Source organism: Vibrio sp. ES.051, assembly GCF_002563795.1.
Lineage (GTDB): Bacteria > Pseudomonadota > Gammaproteobacteria > Enterobacterales > Vibrionaceae > Vibrio.
This window is the reverse complement of the sequence record NZ_PDJL01000003.1, coordinates 711,027-736,942: the sequence shown is the minus strand read 5'-3', so window position 1 is coordinate 736,942 and position 25,916 is coordinate 711,027. Positions and strand designations below refer to the sequence as shown.

The 25,916-nt window shown below is 43.3% G+C and carries 21 protein-coding genes; 9 read left to right on the top strand and 12 right to left on the bottom strand.

The window, feature by feature from the left end:
* Window positions 1-233 precede the first annotated feature (233 nt).
* Window positions 234-2,141, top strand: a complete 1,908-nt coding sequence (locus ATG66_RS04025) for a methyl-accepting chemotaxis protein (protein ID WP_098414078.1) — start codon at window positions 234-236, stop codon at window positions 2,139-2,141.
* Between the two features lie 55 nt (window positions 2,142-2,196).
* On the opposite strand, the gene ATG66_RS04020 is transcribed toward ATG66_RS04025, so the two are convergent.
* Window positions 2,197-2,607: a PPC domain-containing DNA-binding protein gene (locus ATG66_RS04020; protein ID WP_098414077.1), complete on the bottom strand. Its 411-nt coding sequence runs from the start codon at window positions 2,605-2,607 to the stop codon at window positions 2,197-2,199.
* A gap of 1 nt (window position 2,608) precedes the next feature.
* The gene (locus ATG66_RS04015; RefSeq protein ID WP_098414076.1) at window positions 2,609-3,184 is read right to left on the bottom strand and encodes a TetR/AcrR family transcriptional regulator; all 576 of its coding nucleotides are present in this window, start codon (window positions 3,182-3,184) and stop codon (window positions 2,609-2,611) included.
* A gap of 144 nt (window positions 3,185-3,328) precedes the next feature.
* Between ATG66_RS04015 and ATG66_RS04010 the strand changes: the two genes are divergently transcribed.
* The 4 genes from ATG66_RS04010 (at window position 3,329) to ATG66_RS03995 (ending at window position 8,833) form a co-directional block, all read left to right on the top strand.
* A complete protein-coding gene (locus tag ATG66_RS04010) occupies window positions 3,329-3,943 on the top strand; it encodes a glutathione S-transferase (RefSeq protein WP_098414075.1) in 615 nt (204 codons plus the stop codon).
* Between the two features lie 204 nt (window positions 3,944-4,147).
* Complete coding sequence (locus ATG66_RS04005) at window positions 4,148-4,408, top strand: hypothetical protein (protein ID WP_098414074.1); 261 nt, start codon at window positions 4,148-4,150, stop codon at window positions 4,406-4,408.
* Window positions 4,409-4,633: 225 nt separating this feature from the next.
* Complete coding sequence (locus tag ATG66_RS04000; RefSeq protein ID WP_098414073.1) at window positions 4,634-5,767, top strand: exonuclease SbcCD subunit D; 1,134 nt, start codon at window positions 4,634-4,636, stop codon at window positions 5,765-5,767.
* 9 nt (window positions 5,768-5,776) lie between these two features.
* Window positions 5,777-8,833, top strand: a complete 3,057-nt coding sequence (locus ATG66_RS03995) for an AAA family ATPase (RefSeq protein ID WP_098414072.1) — start codon at window positions 5,777-5,779, stop codon at window positions 8,831-8,833.
* 61 nt (window positions 8,834-8,894) lie between these two features.
* Here the strand turns inward: ATG66_RS03995 and ATG66_RS03990 are convergent, their stop codons facing one another.
* From ATG66_RS03990 to ATG66_RS03965, 6 genes are all read right to left on the bottom strand, one after another.
* Window positions 8,895-9,275: a cystatin domain-containing protein gene (locus tag ATG66_RS03990; RefSeq protein ID WP_098414071.1), complete on the bottom strand. Its 381-nt coding sequence runs from the start codon at window positions 9,273-9,275 to the stop codon at window positions 8,895-8,897.
* 121 nt (window positions 9,276-9,396) lie between these two features.
* On the bottom strand, window positions 9,397-10,317 hold the full coding sequence (locus tag ATG66_RS03985; RefSeq protein WP_098414070.1) for an amino acid ABC transporter permease: 921 nt from the start codon (window positions 10,315-10,317) through the stop codon (window positions 9,397-9,399).
* A gap of 56 nt (window positions 10,318-10,373) precedes the next feature.
* Window positions 10,374-11,192, bottom strand: a complete 819-nt coding sequence (locus ATG66_RS03980; RefSeq protein ID WP_098414069.1) for a transporter substrate-binding domain-containing protein — start codon at window positions 11,190-11,192, stop codon at window positions 10,374-10,376.
* Window positions 11,193-11,201: 9 nt separating this feature from the next.
* Window positions 11,202-11,999 (bottom strand): amino acid ABC transporter permease, encoded by a 798-nt coding sequence (locus ATG66_RS03975; protein ID WP_098414068.1) that lies wholly within the window; start codon window positions 11,997-11,999, stop codon window positions 11,202-11,204.
* Window positions 11,999-12,733: an amino acid ABC transporter ATP-binding protein gene (locus tag ATG66_RS03970; RefSeq protein WP_098414067.1), complete on the bottom strand. Its 735-nt coding sequence runs from the start codon at window positions 12,731-12,733 to the stop codon at window positions 11,999-12,001. The genes ATG66_RS03975 and ATG66_RS03970 overlap by 1 nt, the downstream gene beginning before the upstream one ends.
* Before the next feature lie 203 nt (window positions 12,734-12,936).
* Window positions 12,937-14,085, bottom strand: a complete 1,149-nt coding sequence (locus tag ATG66_RS03965) for an iron-containing alcohol dehydrogenase (RefSeq protein ID WP_098414066.1) — start codon at window positions 14,083-14,085, stop codon at window positions 12,937-12,939.
* Window positions 14,086-14,293: 208 nt separating this feature from the next.
* Here ATG66_RS03965 and ATG66_RS03960 point away from each other — a divergent pair, with 208 nt between their 5' ends.
* Window positions 14,294-15,175 carry an AraC family transcriptional regulator gene (locus ATG66_RS03960; RefSeq protein WP_098414065.1) on the top strand — a complete coding sequence of 294 codons (882 nt, stop codon included), beginning with the start codon at window positions 14,294-14,296 and terminating at the stop codon, window positions 15,173-15,175.
* A 276-nt stretch (window positions 15,176-15,451) separates the two neighbouring features.
* Entirely contained in the window at window positions 15,452-18,610 is a 3,159-nt protein-coding gene (locus tag ATG66_RS03955) for a chitinase C-terminal domain-containing protein (protein ID WP_098414064.1), read from the top strand.
* 91 nt (window positions 18,611-18,701) lie between these two features.
* On the opposite strand, the gene glgC is transcribed toward ATG66_RS03955, so the two are convergent.
* From glgC to ATG66_RS03935, 4 genes are all read right to left on the bottom strand, one after another.
* Window positions 18,702-19,916, bottom strand: a complete 1,215-nt coding sequence (gene glgC, locus ATG66_RS03950) for a glucose-1-phosphate adenylyltransferase (protein ID WP_098414063.1) — start codon at window positions 19,914-19,916, stop codon at window positions 18,702-18,704.
* Window positions 19,917-20,279: 363 nt separating this feature from the next.
* A complete protein-coding gene (locus ATG66_RS03945) occupies window positions 20,280-22,028 on the bottom strand; it encodes a formate--tetrahydrofolate ligase (protein ID WP_098414062.1) in 1,749 nt (582 codons plus the stop codon).
* Window positions 22,029-22,268: 240 nt separating this feature from the next.
* Complete coding sequence (locus tag ATG66_RS03940; RefSeq protein ID WP_098414061.1) at window positions 22,269-23,573, bottom strand: inosine/guanosine kinase; 1,305 nt, start codon at window positions 23,571-23,573, stop codon at window positions 22,269-22,271.
* Window positions 23,574-23,706: 133 nt separating this feature from the next.
* Window positions 23,707-24,174 carry a CreA family protein gene (locus ATG66_RS03935; protein ID WP_098414060.1) on the bottom strand — a complete coding sequence of 156 codons (468 nt, stop codon included), beginning with the start codon at window positions 24,172-24,174 and terminating at the stop codon, window positions 23,707-23,709.
* Between the two features lie 336 nt (window positions 24,175-24,510).
* Between ATG66_RS03935 and ATG66_RS03930 the strand changes: the two genes are divergently transcribed.
* Together ATG66_RS03930 and ATG66_RS03925 are read left to right on the top strand one after the other, a co-directional pair.
* Window positions 24,511-25,017, top strand: coding sequence for a flavodoxin (locus ATG66_RS03930; protein WP_098414059.1), 507 nt, complete (start codon window positions 24,511-24,513; stop codon window positions 25,015-25,017).
* A 202-nt stretch (window positions 25,018-25,219) separates the two neighbouring features.
* Window positions 25,220-25,888 (top strand): HAD-IA family hydrolase, encoded by a 669-nt coding sequence (locus ATG66_RS03925; protein WP_098414058.1) that lies wholly within the window; start codon window positions 25,220-25,222, stop codon window positions 25,886-25,888.
* Window positions 25,889-25,916: the final 28 nt, after the last annotated feature.

Sequence of the window (25,916 nt, the reverse complement as noted above, 5' to 3'; positions counted from 1 at the left end):
GTGCGGCATATGAAATGGTCCTTGTCACTCACAAAACTCGGTTGGAAAATACGAAAACTGTTTAATTATCACAATAAAAAATTAGGTCTCTGATCTTTAAAGTTGTTTGTTAGTTTTTAATTTGTTTTTTTAACATTAGGTTACCGTGTGATTCTTTTTAGTGATAAAGTTGCCAGTTACGATGCTTGACAAACTAGTTGAGCTTACAATTTTAATGGCTATTAGGGTTTACAGTGAAAAAAATTGGCTTCAAAGCAAAGCTTACTCTATCGGTTATTATACTAGTAATCCTTAGTTTGCTAGTATCAAACTGGTTGTCTTATGTAAAAATCAAACAACAAATCATTGATAATATTGGCCAAAGATCGAGTGCCACGGTAAACGATCAAGCGAATAGAATAGAAGGGTGGTTTAAACAGAAAGCTCAAGCTATCGATGTTCTCACCAAGGATTATCAAGTTGAACATAATGCAAAACGTTTACTCGAGACTGCTAGGTTAGCTCAGCAGACGAGTAACCTAGCAACCGTTCTCTATGGCTTCGACAATGGCATTGCATACTCTACTTTGTCTGGTAAAGGTTGGAATAATGGTGTTGCTGATCCAAACCACTACGATCCTCGTTCAAGACCTTGGTATTCACAAGCTAAAACGGCTGACCATGTTGAATTTACCGATGTTTACACAGATTCAACCACCGGTAAGTACGTTATTTCATTAGTAAAGAGCATCAGCGGCGGTGCTATTCTTGGCGATATAGAGCTAGACATATTATCGGAAGTCATTGCTAATGTTAAAATTCCTGGTTCACACGCTGCCATTGTAGATGAGGCAGGTAATACGTTAGCGTCTAATTTTTCGGCTTTAAGTTTTGGAACCACGCTCAACGATGCCGGTTTATCTGATGTGCAAAGAATGATGAGCACGGAAGAGACCAATATGATGGAGTATACCTTTCAAGGTAAAGAGATGGTTGCCTACACGAGGGCTATAAACTTATCTAATGACCAGCGTTGGTATCTTTTCGTTAATATTGATAAATCAGTCGCTTACTCAGCCGCTAATAAAGCGCTCACCGAATCGATTATTTCCTCTATTATCATGGTATTACTCTCCGTCACGATTGTGTTGGGGTTACTTAAAGTATTGTATCAACCAATCCTTAATTTAAAGTCGCTAGTTATCGATTTATCTCAAGGAAATGGTGATCTAACTAAACGGTTACCGGTAGATAATGATGATGATTTGGGGCAAATTTCACAAGGTATAAATACGTTTGTCTCAAGATTACAAGAAATGATGCTAGATATTTCTCAGTCCTCGCAATCCATTTCCCAAAGTGTCAACGAGTTAAAACTGCAAACAGAAACAAGCACTAAGTTATTGGATGGTCACTCAATAGAAACGGAGCAGATCGTTACCGCGGTTGAGGAAATGAGTTCAACTGCGAGTGACGTAGCCAATAATACTGCTCAAGCTTCACAATTGACTCAGTCAACGCATTCTCAAGTGACCGAAATCAGTGTCACGGTTAATGAAGCAGCGACAACTGCAAGAAAAATGATTGACGATGTTGATCAGGTTTCTGAAAGAATTATTAACATCAATAAAGAAACACAAGAGATAAATCGTATCCTCGACATCATTGGAGAGATCGCTGATCAAACGAATTTATTAGCTTTAAATGCGGCGATAGAGGCTGCTCGAGCTGGCGAACAAGGACGTGGATTTGCTGTCGTTGCTGATGAGGTCCGAGCGTTAGCGGCGCGAACACAAGCCAGTACTGTTGAGATTGAACAAACTGTTCAACAGTTACGACAAAGCTCAAATGATGCAATTGAAGACATGCAAATAACCAAAGAAAGCTGCAATCAAACCGAGCAACAGTCTAGAAGGATAGTTGAATCGCTTAATTCTGTTGGTGACTCAGTCGTGCATGTTAGTGATATTAGTGTTCAAATTGCCACTGCGACAGAGCAGCAGAATGCGACCACTCATGAAGTGAGCTGTAACATGTCAAATATACGTGATTTGGTTATGAAAATATCTCAAAATGGTAGGGATACCAGCGACGAAGCCATCAATCTTGCCGCCGCAAACAGTCAACTAAAATCGGTCGTTGAGCAATTTAAGTTAAAATAAATTCGATTAACCAACCGATGACGAGACAAGGCCAGCGAATACGCTGGCCTTCTTTTTAATCGTTGTTTATCGAATGGATCTGCAATTCGGTGTAGCCTGTAGATGTGTCCATCGCTCGCGTAAAGAGCAGCTCTGAGTAAGAATGAATGATCAACTCAGCAGTCGTATCGATGATGGTTCCTTCCATTAAATGCCCCCCAAAAACCTGTCCGTTGCGGTCAGAAACCGAGATATGAATGTGCTGATGTTCTGGCGTTAGTGTCCCCATTACCGACACAATCTCAAAAGGTTCTTGCTTAAATAAGGTGCTTTGTGCGCCTGCCAAACGAAGTTTGAGATCAGAAACACAACCCACACAAGAAGCGATTGAACCTGCTTTGATGTCATGTTTCTGCACCAATTGCGCAAGCGTTTGTTTCAAATCCATGCCTTGGGTTAGGCGAGTCGCAATTATTTGAATCGACATATTACTTCCTAATTAAGTTCAGTAAACAAGATAACGCGGTATCCAAATCGGCATAACGTTTCGCTTTGCCCAGCACTCGCATGCCTTGCATGTTGTTGAGAACAAAGCGAGCGAGATCTTCAGGTTTTAAGCCTTTCGCAACCAGAGTCTCTTGTTGTGCGTTTTTTAGTGCGTCCGTGATAACACCGATCAAGTGATCAAACAAAAAATGCCCCTTACGCAACACGTCATCATCTTCCCCCGCATGCTCTACGAGAGCGTTTTGGATGAAACAACCGCAGTTGCGTTGACGCTGTAACCCAGCAAAGGATGTTAAAAACGACTCTAACTCTGGTAATGACGCGTTATCTTTCTCTAAGTCGATGAGTGAGGGGAGTGAGACCTTTTTCAAATAGGTATCTAGCGCTTCATAATACAATCGCTGCTTGTCACCATAGGTATTATAAAGACTAAAGCGGTTGATGTTTAACTCATTGGTGAGATCGGAAATCGATGTATTTGCAAAACCCTTACGCCAAAATACATTCATTGCGACTACGAGTTTCTCTTCTCGATCGAAGTTGGCTTTTCTGGCCATATGTCTACCTACCTGAGGCTGCTTGATGCAAATCGCCTCTAAATTTATTGAACGGCTTTTAATAAAGGAAGTTCTTGACTGAGCGTTTATACACTGACTACAGTATATGCTAACCAATCAGTTAGAAAAAGAGAAAGGATACTTATGAAGCTCTACGAAACGGCAATGACGCCAAGCTGCAAAAGGGTTAGCATTTTTTTGAAGGAAATCGGTGGTGGAATTGAACGGGTCGCATTAAATGTACGTGATGGTGATAATTTGTCGGATACGTTCAAGCAAAAAAGCGTAAATGGTAAAGTCCCTGTACTCGAGCTTGAAGATGGTACGACAATTTGTGAAAGCGTGGCGATTTGTCGTTATTTAGATGAGGTATTCACTAACGATTTAAATCTTTTTGGAGGAAGTCCATTAGAGCGTGCCCAAATTGAAATGTGGCATCGTGTGGTTGAGTTTCAAGGGCTCTACGCTGCTTTTCAGGCATTCAGAAACATCACGGCTATTTATGAAGATCGTGAACGTTGCATTAAAGCGTGGGGGGAAGAGTCTAAAAAACGTGTTCTTGAGTTTTTGCCGCGTCTTGATGAGCGACTTGCTGAGAGTGAATTCATTGCAATTGACCATTTTACTATTGTTGATATAACAGGTTTTATCTTGATTGGTTTTGCGATGAATGGTTTAGAAGTGGATGTGTTTTCAACGACACCTAATATCGCTCGATGGTATAAACAACTCGCAGCTCGACCAGCATTTCAACCTTAAATCATTAAGCAGAGAACAGGTTTGTCTGCTGTGAACTCCGTGAAAGATATTCAAACACTTCACATTTGTTCTTATTTTCTCACTCATCACCTATAATTGGTTAAACAATAACCTCAATTGGCTTCGATGCGTTTTAGGGCGAGAGCTCTTCGTTTGTAGGCGTTTTTTCATTCTGGCGGAGTCGAGCACAAGACAGGAGAGGTGATGAAAATGCAAGTCAAAACTATCAATAACGTTCTAATAGCACTGTTAATGGTCTCGATCTTTGGAGTGGTTACGCTGTACCTTAATGACAAGCAACAGAATAAACAGATTGAAAAACTTCAAAGCCAATTAATAGAAAAAGAACGTCAGATATTAATCTCCAATGAGGCGTTGTCTTATACTCGTTATCAACACCAACTGTTAGCCGAAGATTATAATCGTTTTAGAAATGAGACGTCAGTGAGTAACATACTGCATTAAAACATCTCATTGCCGCCTAAGGAGCATGACGCCGATAACGAGCGCGTGGCTACTGTCTATGCCAGTATCAGTGTCACCCTTAGTGATTTCCGATGAAATAATCGATCATAAAACACAAACAACATGAAAAGCTCACCTACTCACGATATCCTAACAGGTTAATAAAGTCACCTGAGCTTATGCTGGTACATGCATAATTATTGATATGGTAGAAAGTGAAGTCGAATGAAGTTTATCCACACCTCTGATTGGCACCTTGGCCGACAATTCCACAACGTATCATTACTGGAAGATCAACAGGCTGTGCTAGAGCAGCTCATCAACTATATTAAGCTTAATCCTGTTGATGCTGTTGTTGTTGCTGGTGATATTTACGACCGTTCTGTGCCACCAACCATTGCGATTGAGTTACTAAACCAAGTCGTAAAACGCATTTGCACTGAGTTAAAAACACCAATGATTCTTATATCAGGTAACCATGATGGTGCAGAGCGATTAGGCTTTGGCTCAGAACAAATGAAAAATGCTGGCTTGCATATCGTCAGTAATTTTGAAGATATGTTGACTCCTATCATTATCAAAACAGAGTCAGCTGGCGAGGTGGCATTTTATGGTATGCCGTATCACGACCCTGAACAAGTTAGATTTGCCTATAAAACCTCGGTATCGACGCACGATGAAGCGCATCGCTTACTCATTGATAAAATCAAAGAGTCTTTTCAGCCTGAGCAAAAACAAGTGCTTATCAGCCATTGCTTAGTTGATGGCGCGATTGAATCTGATTCTGAGCGACCGCTTTCAATCGGGGGATCTGATCGTGTGAGTCATGAACATTTTTTAGATTTCGATTACGTAGCTCTTGGTCATTTGCATCAGCCGCAAAAGAAAGGCGAAGAGTATATTCGCTATTCAGGCTCACTGATGAAGTACAGCTTTGGCGAACAGAACCAAAAGAAAGGGTTTACGGTGGTGGAGATTGATCAAAGTGGATTTATCTCAGCCGAGCACGTTAATCTCAGCGCCCCTCATGAAATGCGCATTGTCGAAGGGGAGCTGGATAAAGTCATCGAATTGGGTAAGACCGATCCCAAAAAAGAAGATTATTTGTTAGTACGTTTGATGGATAAGCACGCCATTTTAAATCCAATGGAAAAGCTTCGAGCGGTTTATCCCAATGTACTGCACTTAGAAAAACCAGGAATGCTAATTGGTGTTGAGCAAGAGATGGCAAAAGCAAAGCTAGCTCGAAGTGAAATTGATATGTTTCGTGATTTTTTTATAGAAGCGCAAGATAGCCAGCTTTCGCAAGAACAAGAGCACGCGATCACCGATATTATCAAGCAATTATCACAGCAATAGAGGCCAGAGATGAAACCAATCAAACTAACAATGCAAGCCTTTGGTCCGTTTGCGAGAACAGAGACTATTGAGTTCGAAAAGCTTGGTCGTAATCCACTGTTTTTGATCAATGGCCCGACTGGTTCGGGAAAGACATCAATTTTAGATGCTATTTGTTTCGCCCTGTATGGTGAAACGACGGGAAATGAGCGCCAAGGCATCCAAATGAGATGTGATTTGTCGGCACCCGACTTACCAACGGAAGTCACGCTAGAATTTTCCTTACATCAGAAGCAATACCGTGTGATTCGTGCTCCAGAGCAAGAGGCACCAAAAGCTCGCGGTGAAGGGATGACGACAAGAAAACATACCGCATCACTTTATGAATTGGGGGAAGCAGAAAAACTCATTACCAGCAAAACCACTCAAGTTAAAACAGAAGTCACGAACATTATTGGTTTAAACGAAACTCAATTTCGCCAAGTCATGGTCTTGCCCCAAGGCAAATTTCGTGAACTATTGTTAGCCAGTTCTAAAGAGCGTGAAGAGATTTTTGGCCAACTCTTTCAAACCGATATCTACAAAAAAATTGAGTACGCCCTAAAAGATAGGGCGAGCGCGATCAGTAAAGCGAAGAACGAATTTGATAATCAAATTCGTGGGGCGTTACAAGTGGCAGGAGCCAGTTCGGAAGAAGAGCTTTCACAACAACGTGATGAGGTTGCAAAACAGTTTGAGTCTGACCAACAATCCGAAAAAGCGTCACTAGATAATCTCAATAACGCCAAATCTAAGTTACAAAAAGCTGAAGCACTCAATGAAGAGTTTATTAAGCGAGATAACGCAGAGACTGCGCTTAAACGACATTTAGAACATTCAGATGCGATAAGAGTGCGCCAGGAGCAATTGAAGAACGCTAAAAGTGCGAGCAAAATTGAACTTCAATATGTCTCACTACAGAATGCAAAAGAGCAGGCGCAAGAGCTCAATCAAAAAATTACGGTGCTAACAGAAAGCCTTAGTAAGGCTGGCTTGGTTGTAAAAGAAAAAGAAGCGTTACTGCACACAGCGAAAGAGAGTGCTGGGAAAATCCCCCAACTAACGCAGTATCAGTATCAGTTAGAAGGCATGAAAGATAAGTTAGTTGAAAAAGCGAACTTAGAACGAAAAGTGGCGGCTGGGATTCAACAAAAACAGCAATTAGAAGCGACTTTACAGCAATATGTCACGTTGAAAGATAAGCTGACGTTAGAAGCGCAACAAGGGCAAAAGTCTCTGGATAAAGCGCGTATCGATGTTGCTCTGATCGGTAGTGTTGATGCTGAAATAAAACAAAAACAACGTTTGTTACAAGATGTTCAAAAGCTACTTGGATTAAAGCAAGAGCATACAAAACTGACAGCGTTGACCTCGAGTAAACAGCAAGCGCTTGAGCAGGCGCACAAGTTATACCAACAGTGTCAACAGGCCGCAGATTCGGTCGAACTCAAGTGGCACAATGCACAAGCGGCAGTATTGGCGCAGCGGTTGAAAACGGGTGAAGCTTGTCCGGTATGTGGTAGCCAAGCGCACCCTTATCCTGCTCAGTTTATTGAAGAAGAAGTCACCAAAGAGCAAGTTCAAGCAGAACGCGCAAAGGAAAGAGAAGCCCAAGTATCCTGTAACCAGCTAAACAACCAGCTGGAGCAACATTATGTTGTGATAGGGCAATATCAATCTCAGATCAACCAGTTGCAAGCAGAGCTTGGCGAGCATGCGACAACGGATGAGAAACAGATTCAAGCCGACTTGCAGTCATTAAACGAACAGTTGCAACGCTTGAAGGCGATTGATATTGGATTGTTAGAAAAAAACGTCGAGCAATTGAATCAGCGTTGCTCAGTCGGCGAAAATAAAATCCATGATCTGCAAAACCAAATGGCGGCGAATGAGTCGACAACCAAGGCCAATCAAGAACAACTGACGCAATTGCAGACTGCCATTGAGCCGAAATACAGCTCGGTTGAAGTACTTGAACGAGAAGTGACGGTTACACAAGACCAAATTAAGAGCCTAAATAGTGGTTTGGAGAATGCGCAAAAAGAGTTACAACATGCACTATTGGCGAAGTCGAATGTTGAGAGTCAATTAACTACTAATAAGCAGTGGTTGGTTGAATCAGAACAAAAACTGAAACAAGCGGAATTGAATTGGCAAAAAGCGTTAGAAACAAGTCATTTTTCGGATGAAAACAGCTACCTCAACAGCCGAGTGGCGGAACAAGACACTCAAGCTTGGCAACAAGAAGTTGAACAGTTCAAACAGACTCAAACCAAGTTAGAGCAAACATTATATGACTTGAACCAAACCTTGAAAAACCTTGAAAAACCCGATCTAAACTCGCTTAACGACAATTTAAATATTCATCAGAAACATTATGTCGAAGTAAGAAATCAACTCGATACGACACGTTCAACATTTGAGCGCATTGATAAAGTTCGCAAAGATATTGCTAGTTTGCACGAGAAAAACAGCAAACTGGAAGATGAATACAAAGTCTTTGGTACATTATACGACGTGGCCAGCGGCAAAACGGGCAGTCGTGTCAGTCTGCATCGCTTTGTCTTAGGTGTTCTGCTAGATGATGTCTTGATTCAAGCTTCTCAGCGCTTAAGTCTTATGAGTAAAGGACGGTATATTCTGGTCCGTAAAACGGACGGATTCAAAGGCGCTGCAGGTCGTGGTCTCGATTTGATGGTAGAAGATGGTTATACAGGGAAAACTCGAGATGTTGCGACACTCTCTGGTGGCGAGTCTTTTATGGCTGCACTGGCGTTGGCGCTCGGCTTGTCTGATGTTGTGCAGTCGTACAGTGGCGGCATTCGTTTGGACACCTTATTCATCGATGAAGGTTTCGGTAGCTTAGATCCAGAATCTTTGGAGCTGGCTATTCAAACCTTGGTCGATCTACAGCAGACAGGACGTATGATCGGGGTCATATCTCACGTATCTGAACTAAAAGAGCAAATGGCACAGCGAATTGATGTGGAACCTTCAAGGCTTGGTTCTACTGTGTCGGTGAAGTCCCAAGGAACTTTCGTTAGTTAGTGTGTGCGATTCAGTTTTTAAAATACCAAAGCCCTTTAACCGGGGCTTTTTCGTTTGGTCATCACTGTTCGCAAAAGAGGCCCTTTTTTGGTGATTGCGTTATTGCATAATCTCCGTCGAGGTTACGATAAACCACAGTATTCCAAACCGACCCATCATCGAGTTCAAACTCAATGGCGTAGTTTACGCCGCTGACGATCTGCGCATAAACATTGAGTATTTGTTGAAATGATGCAAGAGAATTCATCTTTTTCAGAACAAAATCCATCGCCTTCTCTGCGTCTGGGGTCACATGAAATTCGTTCCACCCACCAGGTATGTTGTCTTGTGTCGTGCATACCGCTACCGAGGTTTTTGATTGTGTCGAGTCGTTTGGGGTTTCCTGCTGACAACCAGCAAGCAAAACCAAAAGCGCACAAACTGACACTGTTTTTAGATGCATAACAATAACCTCTATTTATATCGGCGCGTATTATAGGAGGTTGAGATGACTGCGAATGTCTATACTGTGCAAAGTTTTTATATGTATGGGGTCAAATTCTGATAAATAGCTCAGAGTTTTGTCAATTTGGAATGGATTCCGATTTTGCTTCAACATAGCGAAAAAAAAGTGACAGGGCAAAACAAAGCAAAAAGTAGGCAAACCCTACAATTAACCAAACTTCAAAGATGTAACCTGATGAATTTGCCATTTCTGTTCCGACAAAAGTCATCTCTTGAATAGAAATTAAGGAGACAATCGAGGTGTCTTTGACCAAAGAAATCGTTTGACCAGCCAGTGCTGGGGTAATGGCTTTCAGCACTTGTGGTGCGATGACAAATCGATATTTTACCCAGCGTGACAAACCGAGAGAATCTGCGGCTTCCCATTGGCCTTGTTCGATGCCTTGCAAACCCGCACGCACCACCTCGGCGATGTAGGCGGAAGAAAGCAAGCCAACACATAAAACGCCGGAGGCGAGGTTTTCCCATAAATTGGCTGGGCCAAAGAGGAAATGCTGCAATGCATTTGGTTCACTACGATAGTTACGTAGGAGGTCTTCTAATCCCAATAATGGGATCAATTGGTTTGAAATGAAAAAATAGAATATAAAAACAAACACTAACGGCGGAATGTTTCTTATTAACTGGATAAAAGCATTAGCTGGTGTCCGTAACCAGACTTTTGTCGAAAAACGGGCTAAACCGAGTAAAGTCCCCCAAATAAGTGCAAAAGAGATCCCCCACAAGCTTAATCTGAGCGTAGAAAGTAAACCTTGAAAAAAATAAGGTAAACTGCCATCGGCGCGAGGTGTAAATAGCAAGTCCAAAGCAGAAGTCCAGTGCCAGATATAATGTACGCCAGCAGTAGAGCGATGATATAACCAAATGCCGACAACCCCACAGATAACCAACAGAGCCCAGTCAAGCAGGTTCAGCCGAGATAGAAGAGCCCCTGTCTTGGTTTTGTTAGGGGCAATACAAGTTGTCGTGTGTTCGTTCAAAGTTTAACTCCATGTTGAACTAAGCAAAGGCTCGCACCTACAGCGAGCCTTTAACATTATTGACCTTGTGCGATTTGATCTTGCCAATCTAGCGTTGAAAACCAGTATTCGTAACGCTGTGTTAACCAACCGTCTTGTGTGCGTGCTTCAATCCACTTATTGAAGAAGGCTTTTTTATCGTCTTCACCTAGGCGTACTGCAAAGGCTTCATTACCTTTTGATAAACGCTCAGAGAATGGAAGGAACAGTTTGTTATCGTGTTTTACGGTTTCATGTTCGGGTTTTGGACTGGAAGCGATGACCGCGTGAGCGTTGCCGTTGAGTACTTCTTGAAAGGCTTGTGCATCGTCGTCAAATTGCAGGATCTTAGCTTTTGGGAACGTTTCTCGCGCTACCTGAACCGTGAATGCGCCGCGACGTGCAGCGATTTTTATACGTCGAGAGTTAAAGTCCGAGAATGTGCTAAAGCCAGCGGCAAGCTGTTTGTTAGCCGCAATTTGAACGCCGGAGTGAGAATACGGCTGGGTAAACTGCACGCTCTTGGAACGTTCAGGTGTGATCGACATTCCCCCGATGATTACATCAAACTTTTTCGCCAACAGTGCTGGGATAATGCCGTCCCACGCCGTAGGTACAAATTCCACTTCTAATCCTGAATCTTGTGCTAAGCGTTTCGCCACGTCTATTTCAAAGCCGATCAGCTCGCCTTGTTTGTTGCGCATAGCCCAAGGAACAAATGTTGACATGCCAACGCGTAATGTCCCTCTGTCTTTGATTTGATCTAAATTGGGGGTGGCAGAAGTGTCTTTCGCGAGCGAGGGCATAGCGATGGCTAGCCCCAACAATGCAGTGGTGGTCGCTTTGAATAACTTCATATTATTTCCTTATAATTTGCGCCAACTGGCTCCGAGTTTGTGTTCTAGCCATGCAGATAAGCCAGAAAGTGATAGTGTGAGAGCAAGATAAATTGCTGCCACGGTAAACCAAATTTCAAATGGCATGGCGGTCTCTGATACGATATTCCGCGCTTGTGTCGTTAAGTCAAAAATCGCCATCACACTGACAATAGAAGAGTTTTTAATCAGCGAAACCACTTCATTGGTTAATGGCGGCAATGTACGTTGTAAAACTTGAGGTAACACCACGTCTTTGTAAGTATAAAATGGCGATAGCCCAAGTGTTTGCGCTGCTTCAAATTGCCCTTTGGGGATACTGTTCAAACCCGCGCGGAATATCTCCGCGGTGTATGCGCCTTGGAACAGTGATAACGCCAAAACAGCGGTGCTGAATCGGTCCAAGCCGATCACCGGGCCAAACACAAAGTAGAGCAAATAGATTTGCACCAACAATGGCGTATTGCGAATCACCTCGACGTACGTGGTACCGATGATGTTGCCTACTTTTGAATCGCTGAGCCTGAGTAACGCAGTAAGCAAGCCCAGCACTAAGGTAAAGAATAGACTAATGACAGAGATTTTAAGTGTGATCAACAACCCATCGATGAGTTCAGCTGACCACCATTCACCATCTTCATAAAAAGCGATGTAATCGGGTACACGTTCCCATTGCCATTGATAACCCATGGCTTGTGCTCCTGAGTCCAATACCCACACAATCGCGAGAAATAGAATCGTCATTTGCAATAATGCTTGGAATATAGGTTTGAGTACTCGAACTATCATCAGTAGCTTAAAATTTGGTTCAAAAAGGCTTGGGTTCGAGGATGTTGCGGCGTTTCAAACAAGGCGATGGGGGCGTTCATTTCCACAATTTTCCCTTCATCCATAAACACCACGCGGTTAGCGACTTTCTTTGCAAACCCCATCTCGTGAGTCACACAAATCATGGTCATCCCACTTTGTGCCAGTTCCACCATCACATCCAGAACCTCATTGATCATCTCGGGGTCCAGAGCAGAGGTTGGCTCATCAAAGAGTAGCAGAGCCGGCTCCATACATAGGGAACGGGCAATCGCAACACGCTGCTGTTGTCCGCCAGAGAGCTGAATTGGGTATTTGTGGGCTTGTTCTTCAATGTTGACGCGTTTGAGATAATGTTTGGCGCGCTTTTCTGCTTCTTGCTTGGATAACTTGAGCGTACGAATCGGAGCCAATGTCAGGTTTTCCAATACCGTCAAATGAGGGAAAAGATGAAAGTGTTGGAATACCATGCCGATTTTACCGGGCTTAAGAGACTTTGCTTGAGCTGGTTGTTCGAACACAGTGAGTTGACCTTCTTGAATCGACTCTAGGTGGTTAATGCAACGAATGAGCGTTGATTTACCTGAGCCAGAAGGGCCACAAACGACAACAATTTCGCCAGAGTGTACAGAAAAGTTAATATCTTTTAGAGCGTGGTAATCACCGTACCACTTGTTCACGTTGCTGAATTCAACGATAGGGCTATTCTCTTTCAAAAAGTGCACGCTAAAAAGGAAAATGTACTTCTACAATAGCAAGTTGTGAATATGATTTCATTAAGAAAAGCCTAATATTCAAATACCAAAACTCAGAATTCAGGCCGTCTGATCAAGAGCATTACTAATCAAAAAAAACGGTATTGTGACCGATAGGGCACAATACCGTAAACCTAAGAAGAGGCTATGTAGTGGTTATTACGTTATGCGACGGCTAATTCAAGGATTTCGCGGCTACGTTCTAGACTGATTGTTTGGTTTTCGCCAAGTACTGTCATTCCATGTTTATTAAGTTGATCGATAACAGCATCAATCGCCTTGTCGCGGTTGTCACCAAAGTCTTCAAGTTTGGTTGCCACACCAAGTTGGTGATAAAACGTTTCAATCGCTTCAATTGTGCGTTCTGCAAGATCATCACTCGCTTCAAGACCAAATACATTACGGCCCATTTGTTCCAATTTCGGGCGCTTAAATTGCATTTGATTGCGCAGTAAAGATGGTTGAATGATGGCTAGAGAGCGGGCGTGGTCAACGCTCCAAAGTGCTGTGAGCTCGTGACCAATCATGTGTGTCGCCCAATCCTGAGGAACACCACTACCAATCAGACCATTTAGTGCTTGGTTGGCAGACCACATTAGGTTCGCACGCCAAAGATCGTCATCTCGTTGATCAAACTGTTCACCGAGGGTTTTCAGCGTCTTTAACAGGGTTTCTGCGTAGCCGTCTTGAACCATTGCACCAGTAGGAAGCGTCAAGTATTGTTCACACACATGCACCCACGCATCAACGATGCCGTTGATCAGCTGGCGCTCAGGCAATGTTTTCATCACGTCAGGGTCAAGAACTGCAAACTTTGGTTGCACTGCAGGCGACATGAACGGAAGTTTATCTTGCGTTTCTTTTTTGGTGATAACGGCACCCATGTTCGACTCTGATCCTGTTGCTGGCAGTGTCAAAATTGCAGCCAGAGGCGTGGCTTCAATAACTTGATGTTTACCAATCATGATATCCCAACCGTCACCATCGTATTTAGATGCTGCTGCAACGTATTTAGAGCCATCAATAACTGAGCCACCGCCAACAGCAAGAATAAAGTCAATGCCATGCTCTTTTACCATTGCGACTGCTTTATCGAGTGTTTCTTTGGTTGGATTTGGCTCAACGCCAGAAAACTCTAACCATTCACGGCCTTCAAGTGCTTCTGCTACTTGGTCATACACGCCATTTTTTTTGATTGAGCCACCACCGTAAACGACCAAGACTTTTTGATCGGCAGGGATAGCGTCTTTGATTGCAGCGATTTGTTTCTGACCAAAGAAAATTTTAGTTGGGTTTACATAAGAAAAGTTCATTATTAGACCTCTTGCTTCCAGTGAAGGAGATTGAATACGTACATATTAGTCTTACTTTTTAATCTGTAACAGGTCGATTTGTGCAAATTGTTTGCCTATTCCTACAAAACTCTGCTTTTAAAACTAGAAAGTTAAAGTAAAGAGCAAGTATAGTGCGCAAAAGAACATAAAGACCTAAAAATTAATGAGGCATGAATGGAGTATTCAAATGAACTCACTCGCTAACATTATGCAGCAGTACGTAGACAAACATGGATTGCATGATTTAGAAGGGATGAAGAAAACGGCGATAGAAGGAGTATGGTTTTACCGTAGTAGTAAAGGAAATAACCGTCAGCCATTCGTTTATCAGTCCGGCATTATTGTTTTAGGGCAAGGACATAAGAATATTCATATCGGAGATACACCCGTCCAATATGGCCCTGATGATTATCTGGTTGTCGGCGTACCAATGCCGTTAGAGTGCGAAGCGTTCGCGACGAATAATGAACCCTTGCTTGGTATCTCGATCGATATTTCACCCACTTTACTTCATAAACTCGTAAAAAAACTGGAAGAAGCAAAATTCAGTAATATTTGTTCAGACTCAACGCGTTGTGGGCTTAAATCTGTGCGAATGAATGACAACATGCTCGATGTCTGTAAGAGGTTAATGAGTGTGTTATGTAACGATCTCGATGCTGCAATGTTAGGTGAGTTGTTGCTTGAAGAAATAGTCTACCGAACCTTAGTGAGTAAGGAAGGGTACGTTTTATTTGAATTGGCCCACCAAGAGGGCTCTTATGCCAGAGTCGCTAAAGCGTTAAACCGTGTACATCAGGCATATTATGAGCAGCTCAATGTGCAAACTTTAGCCGAAGAAGCAAACATGAGTGTATCGGCGTTTCATCAAGCATTTCGTAGTGTGACGCTCGAGTCGCCTTTGCAATACATCAAAAAAGTTAGGCTTAATAAAGCTCGTGAACTCATTCAGTTAGAGGGAAGACGAGTAAATGATGCCGCTCGACTGGTTGGCTATACCAGTCCGTCACAATTTAGTCGCGAGTACAAACGACATTTTAATGAAACCCCAAGGTCAACAAAAGCCTAGTGACTTTTATATCAAAATAGTGCTTTTTTTGACCTTTTTACTAATTTGCGAGTGACGTATTTTTTCGATTTATAAAGTGAGTTGCCGGTGCCAAATAAGCGGTATGTCGTTGCAATCATTTGGTGGATTGTTGAGAGGTGGTTTCGAAAAAACCTAAATAGGTAGTGTGAAAATTCCAACTTGAGCTTAAGTTATTTTACGTCGAAATAAAAGTATAAACGCGCTTAACCTAGCGTGTTTAATATTGTTTTAACAATAACTTAAGGAAGAGCAATTATGCACCTTAAAAACGGGAACGCAGTGAAAAATGTGTTTACATTAAGCACACTCACGGCATCTTGTCTTATGGCCTTCAGCAGCTACGCAGCAGTTGATTGTGCCCCTCTAGAAGTTTGGGAATCATCAAAAGTTTATAACGGTGGTGATCAAATTCAGTACGAAGGTAGTGCCTATAAAGCGCGTTACTGGACGCAAAATAGTAACCCAGCACAATCCGGTGAATGGGGGGAGTGGGAAACGCTTGGTGCTTGTGACAGTACTGGCCCTGTTGACCCACCACAAAACGAGATCCCGACGATTACTCTTACATCACCTTCTTCGTCGGCTTCAGTTACTGCGGGTGAAGTGGTAAACCTAACCGCAGATGCGACGGATACAGATGGAACTGTCAGTAAAGTTGAATTCTTTGTGGATGGCGAATTAGTTGGTCAGGCAACTTCGGCGCCTTATGCGGCTTCATGGACTGCAACAGAAGGTCAGCACGAATTCTCTACAAAAGCGCATGATGACGTAGGTGCAGTCAGCACGGCAAGCTCTGTGACTTTAACCGTAGTGCCTGCTCAGCCTGGCAATGAAGCGCCGACAGTAGATGTTGCGCTCTCTGCTACTTCAATCGATCTCGGTGGCGCTGTCGTGTTGACTGCAAATGCATCGGACGCTGACGGTAGCGTTGCGAAAGTCGACTTCTATGTTGCGGGTGTGCTTGCAGGTACGGCTACAACAGCACCTTACACGCTTGATATTACGCCTGCTCAAGTAGGTTCTTTAGCTGTATACGCAAAAGCAACGGATGATGCGGGTGCAACGGCAGACTCTGCGCTGGTTACTTTAACCGTCAATGATGGCGCGATGACATCGAACTGCCGTCCTGACGGTTTATATCAAACAACAGGTGTAGATGTTCCTTATTGTTCAGTTTACGACGAAGAAGGTCGTGAGAAGATGGGGGCGGATCATCCACGACGAGTGATTGGTTACTTTACAAGTTGGCGTGCGGGCGAAGACCCACAATCGACCTACCTTGTAAAAGATATTCCTTGGGAGCAGTTGACTCATATTAACTACGCTTTTGTCAGCATTGGCTCTGACGGTAAAGTGAATGTTGGCGACGTTAATGATCCAAACAACCCGGCGACAGGCAAAACTTGGCCTGGCGTAGAAGTTGACCCGACATTAGGCTTTAAAGGGCACTTCGGTGCGCTTGCAACGTATAAACAAAAACACGATGTTAAAACGTTAATCTCAATCGGTGGTTGGGCAGAAACGGGTGGTCATTTCGGTACGAACGGTGATCGCGTTGCTGACGGTGGTTTCTATACCATGACGACCAACGCTGACGGTTCTATCAACCATGCAGGTATCGAGAAATTCGCGGTGTCTGCAGTAGAAATGATGCGTACGTATAAATTCGATGGCTTAGATATCGACTACGAATACCCAACGTCAATGGCTGGTGCAGGTAACCCATACGATAAAGAGTTTATGGAGCCTCGTCGCGAGTACCTATGGGCGTCTTATCAAGAGCTAATGAAAGTACTGCGCGAAAAAGTGGATGTAGCATCTGCACAAGATGGTACCCATTACATGTTGACCATCGCCGCACCATCTTCAGGCTACTTGTTACGTGGTATGGAAACCTTCGATGTGACCAAATACCTCGATTACGTAAACATCATGTCTTACGATTTACACGGAGCATGGAATGACCACGTTGGTCATAACGCTGCGCTGTTTGACACAGGCAAAGACTCTGAGCTAACACAGTGGAATGTTTATGGTACGGCTGCATACGGTGGTATTGGTTACTTGAATACGGACTGGGCTTATCATTACTTCCGTGGTTCTATGCCTGCAGGTCGTATCAACATTGGTGTCCCTTATTACACCCGTGGCTGGCAAGGTGTAACTGGTGGTGATAATGGTCTTTGGGGGCGAGCAGCATTACCAAACCAAGCTGATTGCCAGCCAGGAACTGGTGAAGGTGAAAAGAATAATTGTGGTTACGGTGCTATCGGTATCGACAATATGTGGCATGATACTGACCCTAAAGGCACTGAAATGGGCGCAGGCTCAAACCCAATGTGGCACGCGAAGAACTTAGAAAATGGCATTTGGGGCTCTTACGCTGCAGCCTACGGTCTTGATCCTGTAAATGATCCCTCGGATAAGTTTGTCGGTACGTACACGCGCCATTATGATGATGTTGCAGTCGCCCCTTGGCTGTGGAATGCAGAGAAGAGCGTATTCTTATCCACGGAAGATAAAGCGTCTATTGAGGTGAAAGCGGATTACGTTATCGACAAAGAAATTGGCGGTATCATGTTCTGGGAGTTAGCAGGTGACTACAACTGTTACGTACTCGATGCAAATGGTAACCGTACGGCGGTTGATGCTACTGAGCAAGCTTGTGCAGCAGGCAATGGTGAGTACCACATGGGTAACACCATGACCAAAGCTATCTACGACAAGTTTAAGTCTGCAACACCTTACGGTAACAAAGTAGCGATGGGTGCAACACCAACGGAAGCCGTTGATATTACGGTCAGTGTTGGCGGCTTTAAAGTGGGTGACCAAAACTACCCAATTAACCCTAAGATCACGTTCACGAACAACACGGGTCAATCCATCCCTGGCGGTACGGAGTTCCAGTTCGATATTCCAGTATCAGCGCCGGATAACGCGAAAGATCAGTCGGGTGGTGGTCTGACAGTTATTGCATCAGGTCATACTCGTGCAGACAACATTGGGGGTTTAGACGGAGTGATGCATCGTGTCTCTTTCTCTTTACCAGCGTGGAAAGACCTACCAGCGGGCGGAGTTTACGAACTTGATATGGTTTACTACCTACCAATATCTGGTCCAGCTAACTACTCAGTCATCTCTGGTGGTAAAGAGTTTGCGTTTAAATTTGAACAACCAGATCTACCAATTGGTGACCTAAACACTGGTGATAGCGGTACAACGGAGCCTAGTTCTTGTGATACGACTGGTTTAGCCACATACCCAGACTTGCCACAAACAGACTGGGCGGGTAATGCAAGCCACGCAAACCAAGGTGACAAAGTGATCCATAATGGTGTGGTTTACCAAGCGAACTGGTGGACGTCTTCTGAGCCAGGCAGTGATGGTAGCTGGGCGACAGTTTGTAATATCTAAGAGTGAACATACTAGTAAAATAGTTATCACGACGAAACCAAAGCGCACGATGTTCATCGTGCGCTTTTTTGTGTTAGTTGGCAGAGTTTACTTAAAATTGATAGCTTTCTGGAATAACGACGATGCCTTTATCTGAAATATGAAAGCGTTTTTCGTCTTCAAGTTTATTTATTCCAACTTGAGTGTTGGGAGGAATACGGACGTGCTTATCGACGATACAGTTGATTAACTGGCTGCCTTCTCCTACTTCTACGTCATCAAAAATAATACTATCAACCACGGTTGCACTGTCATGAATGCGCACATTTGAAGCGATGACGGAGTGCTGTACAGAACCGCCAGAATTAATCACCCCGTTTGCGATAAGAGAGTTGATAAAAATCCCTTCATTGCCAGTCGCAGAAGATACGGTACGAGCTGGTGGGAACTGAGGCTCATAAGTACGAATGGCCCAGTTAGGTTGGTAGAGGTTCATTGAAGGAATAGGTTCTAGCAAATCCATATTTGCTTCATAGAAAGAGTCAATCGTCCCTACGTCACGCCAGTAACAATCTTTATCTACCCGGCCTTTACTGCCGCAGAACTGATAAGCGTACACAGATTCTGTATCAATTAATTTAGGGATGATGTCTTTGCCGAAATCATGGCTCGATGAGTCGAGCTTTGCGTCTTCTTCGAGAGCGTCTTGAAGTACATCCATATCAAAAATGTAAATGCCCATGGATACGAGACTTCTTGCTTTATTTTCAGGAAGAGTGGGTGGGTGCTCTGGCTTTTCGATAAAAGAGGTGACTAGGCCATTTTCGGCTGTATCCATGACACCGAATGCCGATGCATCCTCTACTGGGACATCCATACAGGCAACAGTGAGTTTCGCTCCTTTCTCTTTGTGTTCCTCAAGCATTGCTGCGTAATCCATCCGGTAGATATGATCACCGGACAATACAACGACGTATTTGGCATCATTGCGAGATAACAACCACATGTTGTGGTAAATCGCGTCTGCGGTGCCTTCATACCAGGCACCACCTTTGCGCATTTGTGGGGGAACGGCAGTAATATATTCACCAAGTTCGGGATTGAATATTGACCAGCCGTCTCGTAAGTGTTTTTGTAATGAGTGGGATTTGTATTGAGTTAAAACCAATATTTTCCGCAAGCCAGAATGCAGGCAGTTAGTCAAAGTAAAATCGATGATTCTATACTTTCCACCAAATGGTACAGCAGGCTTGGTTCTATCGTCGGTCAGTGGACTGAGCCTTGAGCCCATCCCTCCGGCTAAAATTACGGCGAGTGCATCTTCCATAGTCTTCCCTTTTCCTTATCTTGCATGCCTCAAAACAGTGCTTATCCGGAGGAGGAGGTATACAACGCAGAGGTTTTGAACGACATGTGCTGGTGTGTTTATTACTGCCAACTGTAGTACAAAAATCGTTCCATAGAATATATCCTTATAAATCAAGGAGATTAAACTATGATTAGTTAATACATGCACCATATTGGGGAGGTGGTAGAGAAACATTGCTTTATATTGGCGCAAAGCAAAGTGGTTTAAGTGAGGGAGTAAAGTGAATTTACAATGTAAAGTTAATCTAAAACAATAAGATAAAAGGAGCGAACTCGCTCCCTAAAATATATAAGTGGTGATACAAGCTACTAACGGGTTTGATTAGGAGAGACCAATAATATTACCGTCATCATCAAGATCGAGGTTCATAAAAGCGGGTTTGTCAGGAAGCCCCGGCATTGTCATTACGTTGCCTGATAAGGCGTAAATAAACCCAGCTCCGGCGCATAAGCGTAATTCTCGGATAGGGATCGTGAATCCTGTTGGGGCCCCTTTGATGGATGAGTCAGTGGTGATTGATAGTGGTGTTTTCGCGATACAAACCGCCAAGTCGTTAAAGCCAAGCCTTTCAAAGTGCGCAAGTTGCTCTTTAGCCAGTTCGCTCATTTCAATATTTGCTGCGCCATAACCAGCTTCACAAACGGCCATCAGTTTTTCTTTCAGAGCATGTTGCTTTTGGTAAAGAGGCCGGAAGTCGGAGCGGTTTTCACAGGCATCAATAACCTGTTGTGCCAATGTTGCGCTACCTTCTCCACCATTGGTAAAAGCCGTACTAATCGCCACTTTAACGTCAGGGTTGAATTCGTGAATCAGCGTTTGGAGCGCTTTCAATTCCGTTGCACTATCTTGGGGAAATTGATTAATAGCCACAACCGCTGGAACCCCATACTTGTGGACGTTATTAATATGCCATTTTAAATTTTCGAACCCTGCTTCTAGTGCTTTGGGGGCTGGATCGAAAATGGACTCTGGGAACGTCGCACCAGGGCGTAAATCGTAGTGACCTGAATTGGCTTTTAAGCCTCGCAAAGTTGCAACAATGACCACGCAATCTGGCGCCTTGTTTGCAGCTTCAGCTTTAATATTACACGCTTTCTCAAACCCCATATCGGATCCGAACCCGGCTTCAGTGACCGTGTAACTTGATAGTTTTAATGCAATTTTGTCAGCGATGATGGATGAATTACCATGGGCGATGTTCGCAAAAGGGCCCGCATGAATAAGAGTCGGCACACCTTCTAAGGTTTGCATCAGAGTAGGGGCAATAGCCTCTTTGAGCGTTACCGCCATTGCGCCTGCAACTTGCAGATGCTCAGTCGTGATAGGATTGCCTGCTAAATCGTAAGCAACGACTATTTTCCCGATTCGCTGACGAAGATCTTTTAAGTTTTTAGCCAAAGCAATAATTGCCATCAACTCAGAAGCGGCCGAAATGTCGAAACCTTCATTGCGTTCATAGCCATTAATGATTTTTCCTGGTTCATTCAAACCAATCTTGACCTTGCGTAGTGCTCGGTCATTATGGTCCATCACCCGTTTCCAAGTAATGCTTTCTACGGCGATTTTAAGTGCTTTCAATCCGGTTCGTGCCTCAAAGGCATCGTATCCTTCGCGTTGCTCATGAAACAAACGTGCGTCTAACGCTGCCGAGGCTAGGTTGTGAGCTGCCGTGACGGCATGAATATCACCAGTGAGATGTAAGTTGAGCTCTTCCATTGGGGCAACTTGAGAGTAGCCGCCCCCAGCTGCACCGCCTTTAATGCCAAACACAGGTCCCATTGAAGGCTGTCTAATACAAGCAAACACTGACTGATTTAGTTTTGCTAACCCTTGCGCTAACCCGACGGTTGTCACGGTTTTTCCTTCCCCTAGAGGGGTCGGAGTAATCGCGGTAACGAGAACAAGTTTGCCGTCTTTATTTGTACGAAGACGATCGAGGCATTTGGGATGAACCTTCGCTTTATGCCTTCCATGAGTATCGTACTCTTGAGGTAACAAACCCGCTCTATTCGCGATAACATCAATAGATGACAATGGTGTGTGTCGACAAATTTCAATATCAGACCGCATGGATATTCCCCGAAATGACTTACAAATGGCGTTTCAATATTGAGCTGCGAGTAGCGAGCTATACTGCCTTTGAGTAAAGGTTTGCGCACAAGTAACCTTGTTTACGTTTGAAGTGTAAAGGCGTTCGTGCGTCATAGTGTGCTAGAGATTAACAGAATCTACTAAATACTGCGCCATATCAAAATAAAAAGGCCACCAAATGGTGACCTCAGTATATTTCTTGCTCTTAAGCTATTGATCTTAACGATCCCAATAGGCTTCTTCCAAGCTATCTTCGCGTTCTGGGAGAGCACGAGAAAGGCGAGGAGAGTGTTGTGTTAGCACTTCGTAACTCACTCGGTTCGCATATTTACAGATCTGCGAAAGTGACGAGTAGGTCAGGCAGCGTACTTGGTGCTTTTCTGAATTTGGTACTTCTTTTTGATGGAAAGAGTTTGCTGCCATGTCATGTAAAAGGGCAGAGAGTGCAGCATCACCAGCGCCGTTGGTATTTTTAATTTCCAAAGGGCCACCAAGGTAAGGGCCAATATACGAATAAACCTTCATTGGCTTTTTACAATCAGCTTTGCGCATGGCACGACTAAATTCGTATTGGTTGAATGCTTTAATCGAGCCTTCTAGAATGCCGTGTGTGGTTTCACGTTTTACTTTTTCGTCGGTGTACCCAGCCATGTATAGCCCGTTTGGACCAGCGGTACACAGTACGAGGTCAACCCATTCTAAGGCTTTGTCTGCTGCTGTTAGCGGGTTCGTTTCTCCCGTTAATGCTGCGCCTTCTTCCTCATTCATCGCAACCACAGAAATATTTTCGCGAATGTACTCTTGCCACCATTCGACATTGCCTTCGATGACATATTTTGTTCCTAAGGTGAGTACGACAGGAACATCATGCTTCTTCGCAAAGTCAATTGCCTTCTGAACCGCTTTAGGCATCGGATCTTCTTCATTACCACGCATAAGGTAAGATGAGACCACGAGAGCAGAGGCTTTCTCAAAAACTTCTTCAGGAATACTTTCTGGAAGTAATTGATTCATATGACCTTCGTTGATCGCAAATGTGCGCTCACCGTCTTGAGTAATTAAGGTGTAACAGCGACCAATTGGACCATCAACGATTTGAAGGTGGTTCAAGTTCATGCGTGAAGAGGTACGACAAAGGTAGCGATACGCAAATGAACCAACTTGGATGTTCTTTGACATTACCCCCAACAATACCGATTTGCTATCAGCTAACACAGAGTAGTTATGCAGTGTGTTGCCAATGGTGTCACCAGGATACTGGTGAGTGATCAAGCCTTGTTCAACAAGCTCTTCATAGAGTGCATCAGCTTTGCTTTCTTCAAGAACGAGAGAGTGCCCTTTGCTTAGATTGTATTTTTCTAAAAACGCATCATCTACACGAGCTTCGATATCTACGATGGTTTGACCAACGCCAACAATCGTTGGGCGGTATAGTTTGGGCGCTTGTCGGATTTGGTTAACTAATGGATCACGAGCGTGAGTTGGGAAGTAGTGTTTAGATGTACGCTGACCAGGAAACTTCATGCTTGTTCTTGATTGAGGAAAAAAAGAGGCGTGATTATATCACAAAAAAATGCAACTCGTGGTGTTTATTACACGAAGTTCGCCCGCTAAAAATGCAGCGGGCGGTGGTAATTGTAACCCAATAGCGGAATCGCTATTTTATCTCAGTCGGTTGTACATAAGCCTTGGTGCCCCAAAGAGGTACGGTTGATAAACTGTGCTTGAAGCTACCTTCGGTCTCTTTTGTGGTGTAAGAAAGGTAGAGTAGGGTTTGATTCTCTGGATCGTAGATGCGTCTTACCTTCATTGTTTTGAAGAAAATACTTTTCGATTTCTTAAATACGATTTCGCCGGACTTACTTTTATCTATTTGTGCAATCATTTCAGATGTGATTTCACCCGTCTGACGACAAGAGATAGAGCTGTCACTTGGGTCGGCTAAGCTGAAATCATCTTCTATAGACGCAATATGACAAGTGACACCAGTAACAGTATCGTCCTTTAATTCACCTACTTTTATGTCTTTCAGTGTAAACCAGCCAAGCCCTACGTCAGCCACGTCATTATCTGAGCAACCCGCCAACGCAGTTACAAGTAATGCACTTAACAGCATTTTTTTCATTATTTTGTCCTTAACTAGGAAAGATATTGATGAAATCTATCAGACGTTTGCCACTAAAACAAAATTTAGCCTCTAAGGTTTACATGTTCTAGGTTTGTAATAGGCATTCATGCTAATGTACGGCTCCAAACAAAAATAGGTCTTGCCGCGTGTGTTTTAAGACCTTTGACTCAAAACACCGTGTTTCTATTCGTGATCTTGCCTGCTGGCCAAACGATGTTGAAGTGTTAGGTTTCTTAAGGAGACTGGAGCCGATGCATTCTCTTAAATGAGTAGGCTACTCGGCATAAATTTTTGTTTTGCTACTACTTTGTAGCTTGTGATTAAGGTACTCAAATGAACGAACAACAGCGAGCCAGTATAGAGCGTAAAAATGCGTGGCTATATAATTTGGTTGAAGTAGAATTCCCTACACCAGAAAGCTTGATAGGACGAGACGTCTACTTCAAAGCATTAGATGAACACACTTATCGAGTGATCAAAAAAACCAGCTTACTTGACGGTAACTCAGAGATTGAACCTGACGAGATCTTTCTGGTCGACTTTCATCGGTTAACCATCATGTTTTCTATTTTGCAAGCGCAACGCTGGGAAGAAAAATACGATCAAGACATGGTGGTAGAGTATCTGACTCAAATTATTTTAACACCTGACTTTGAATTGTATGTCGGTTTTAAGGACGGTAGTCCGGCTGGTGTCGCTATTATCAGTCATTTTGAAAGTAGCACGCTGATATCTGATGTGGCGGTTTCTAATTCTGAAAAGAGCCAATTTGTCATCGATCTTGCGAAAAAATTAGCGAGAGAACATAAATTGTGTGATGCAATCATAATTGAAAACTAGATTGAGTGTTCAGATGCATAAAGAGTCAAGCAAGATAACAATCGGTGATCTTGCTTAGAAAAACTGTAATTCCTCACCTTCATTTCTGCGAAATGCCAAGCTCGTCGTTTAAACAATCCCAAACTCAAATATGATTAAACTAAATATTTTTGAATAAACTCAGTTTGGTCAGCGACATTTATAATGTGCTTGGGGGACGGCTATGGCAATTACCAATATTAAGTGCGTGATCTTTGATTGTGATGGAACGTTGGTCGATAGTGAGCGTTTGTGTTGTCAGGCATTAGTGAATGTATTTAACCAACATGGCGCTGAGTTAACCATAGAAGAATGTGTTTCTCATTTTAAAGGTGGGAAGCTAGCGGATATTCTCTTAGATACCAAAGAATTAAAAAAAATCGAAGTCCCTATTGATGAATTAGAGCCGCAATATCGAGAAGAAGTACAATCTCTTTTTGTTCGCCACTTACAACCGATGGATGGTGTAAAGCGCTTAATTCAGTTGCTTGACTCTCACAATATCGAGTACTGCGTTGCGTCAAATGGACCAAAAGATAAAATCGAATATGCACTTGAGCTAACAGGTTTATTGGATGCGTTTCAAGGAAAAGTGTTTTCGGCTTTTGATGCAAACAGTTGGAAACCAGAGCCAGATTTGCTGATGTACAGTGCAATGAGTATGGGCTTTTTACCAAGTGACTGTCTGTATATCGATGACACGCCGAAAGGCGTAGAAGCAGGAATAAATGCAGGTATTAAGACGATACAGTTATTTAATGGCGAAGCGATTAACCGTGTTGATGATGAGCGTGTTATCCGTATTCAACATCTAGATGAATTAAAAGAGCAGCTATTTAGCTGCTCTGTTTAACTTTTAATGGCAAACCCTACTTAGACTA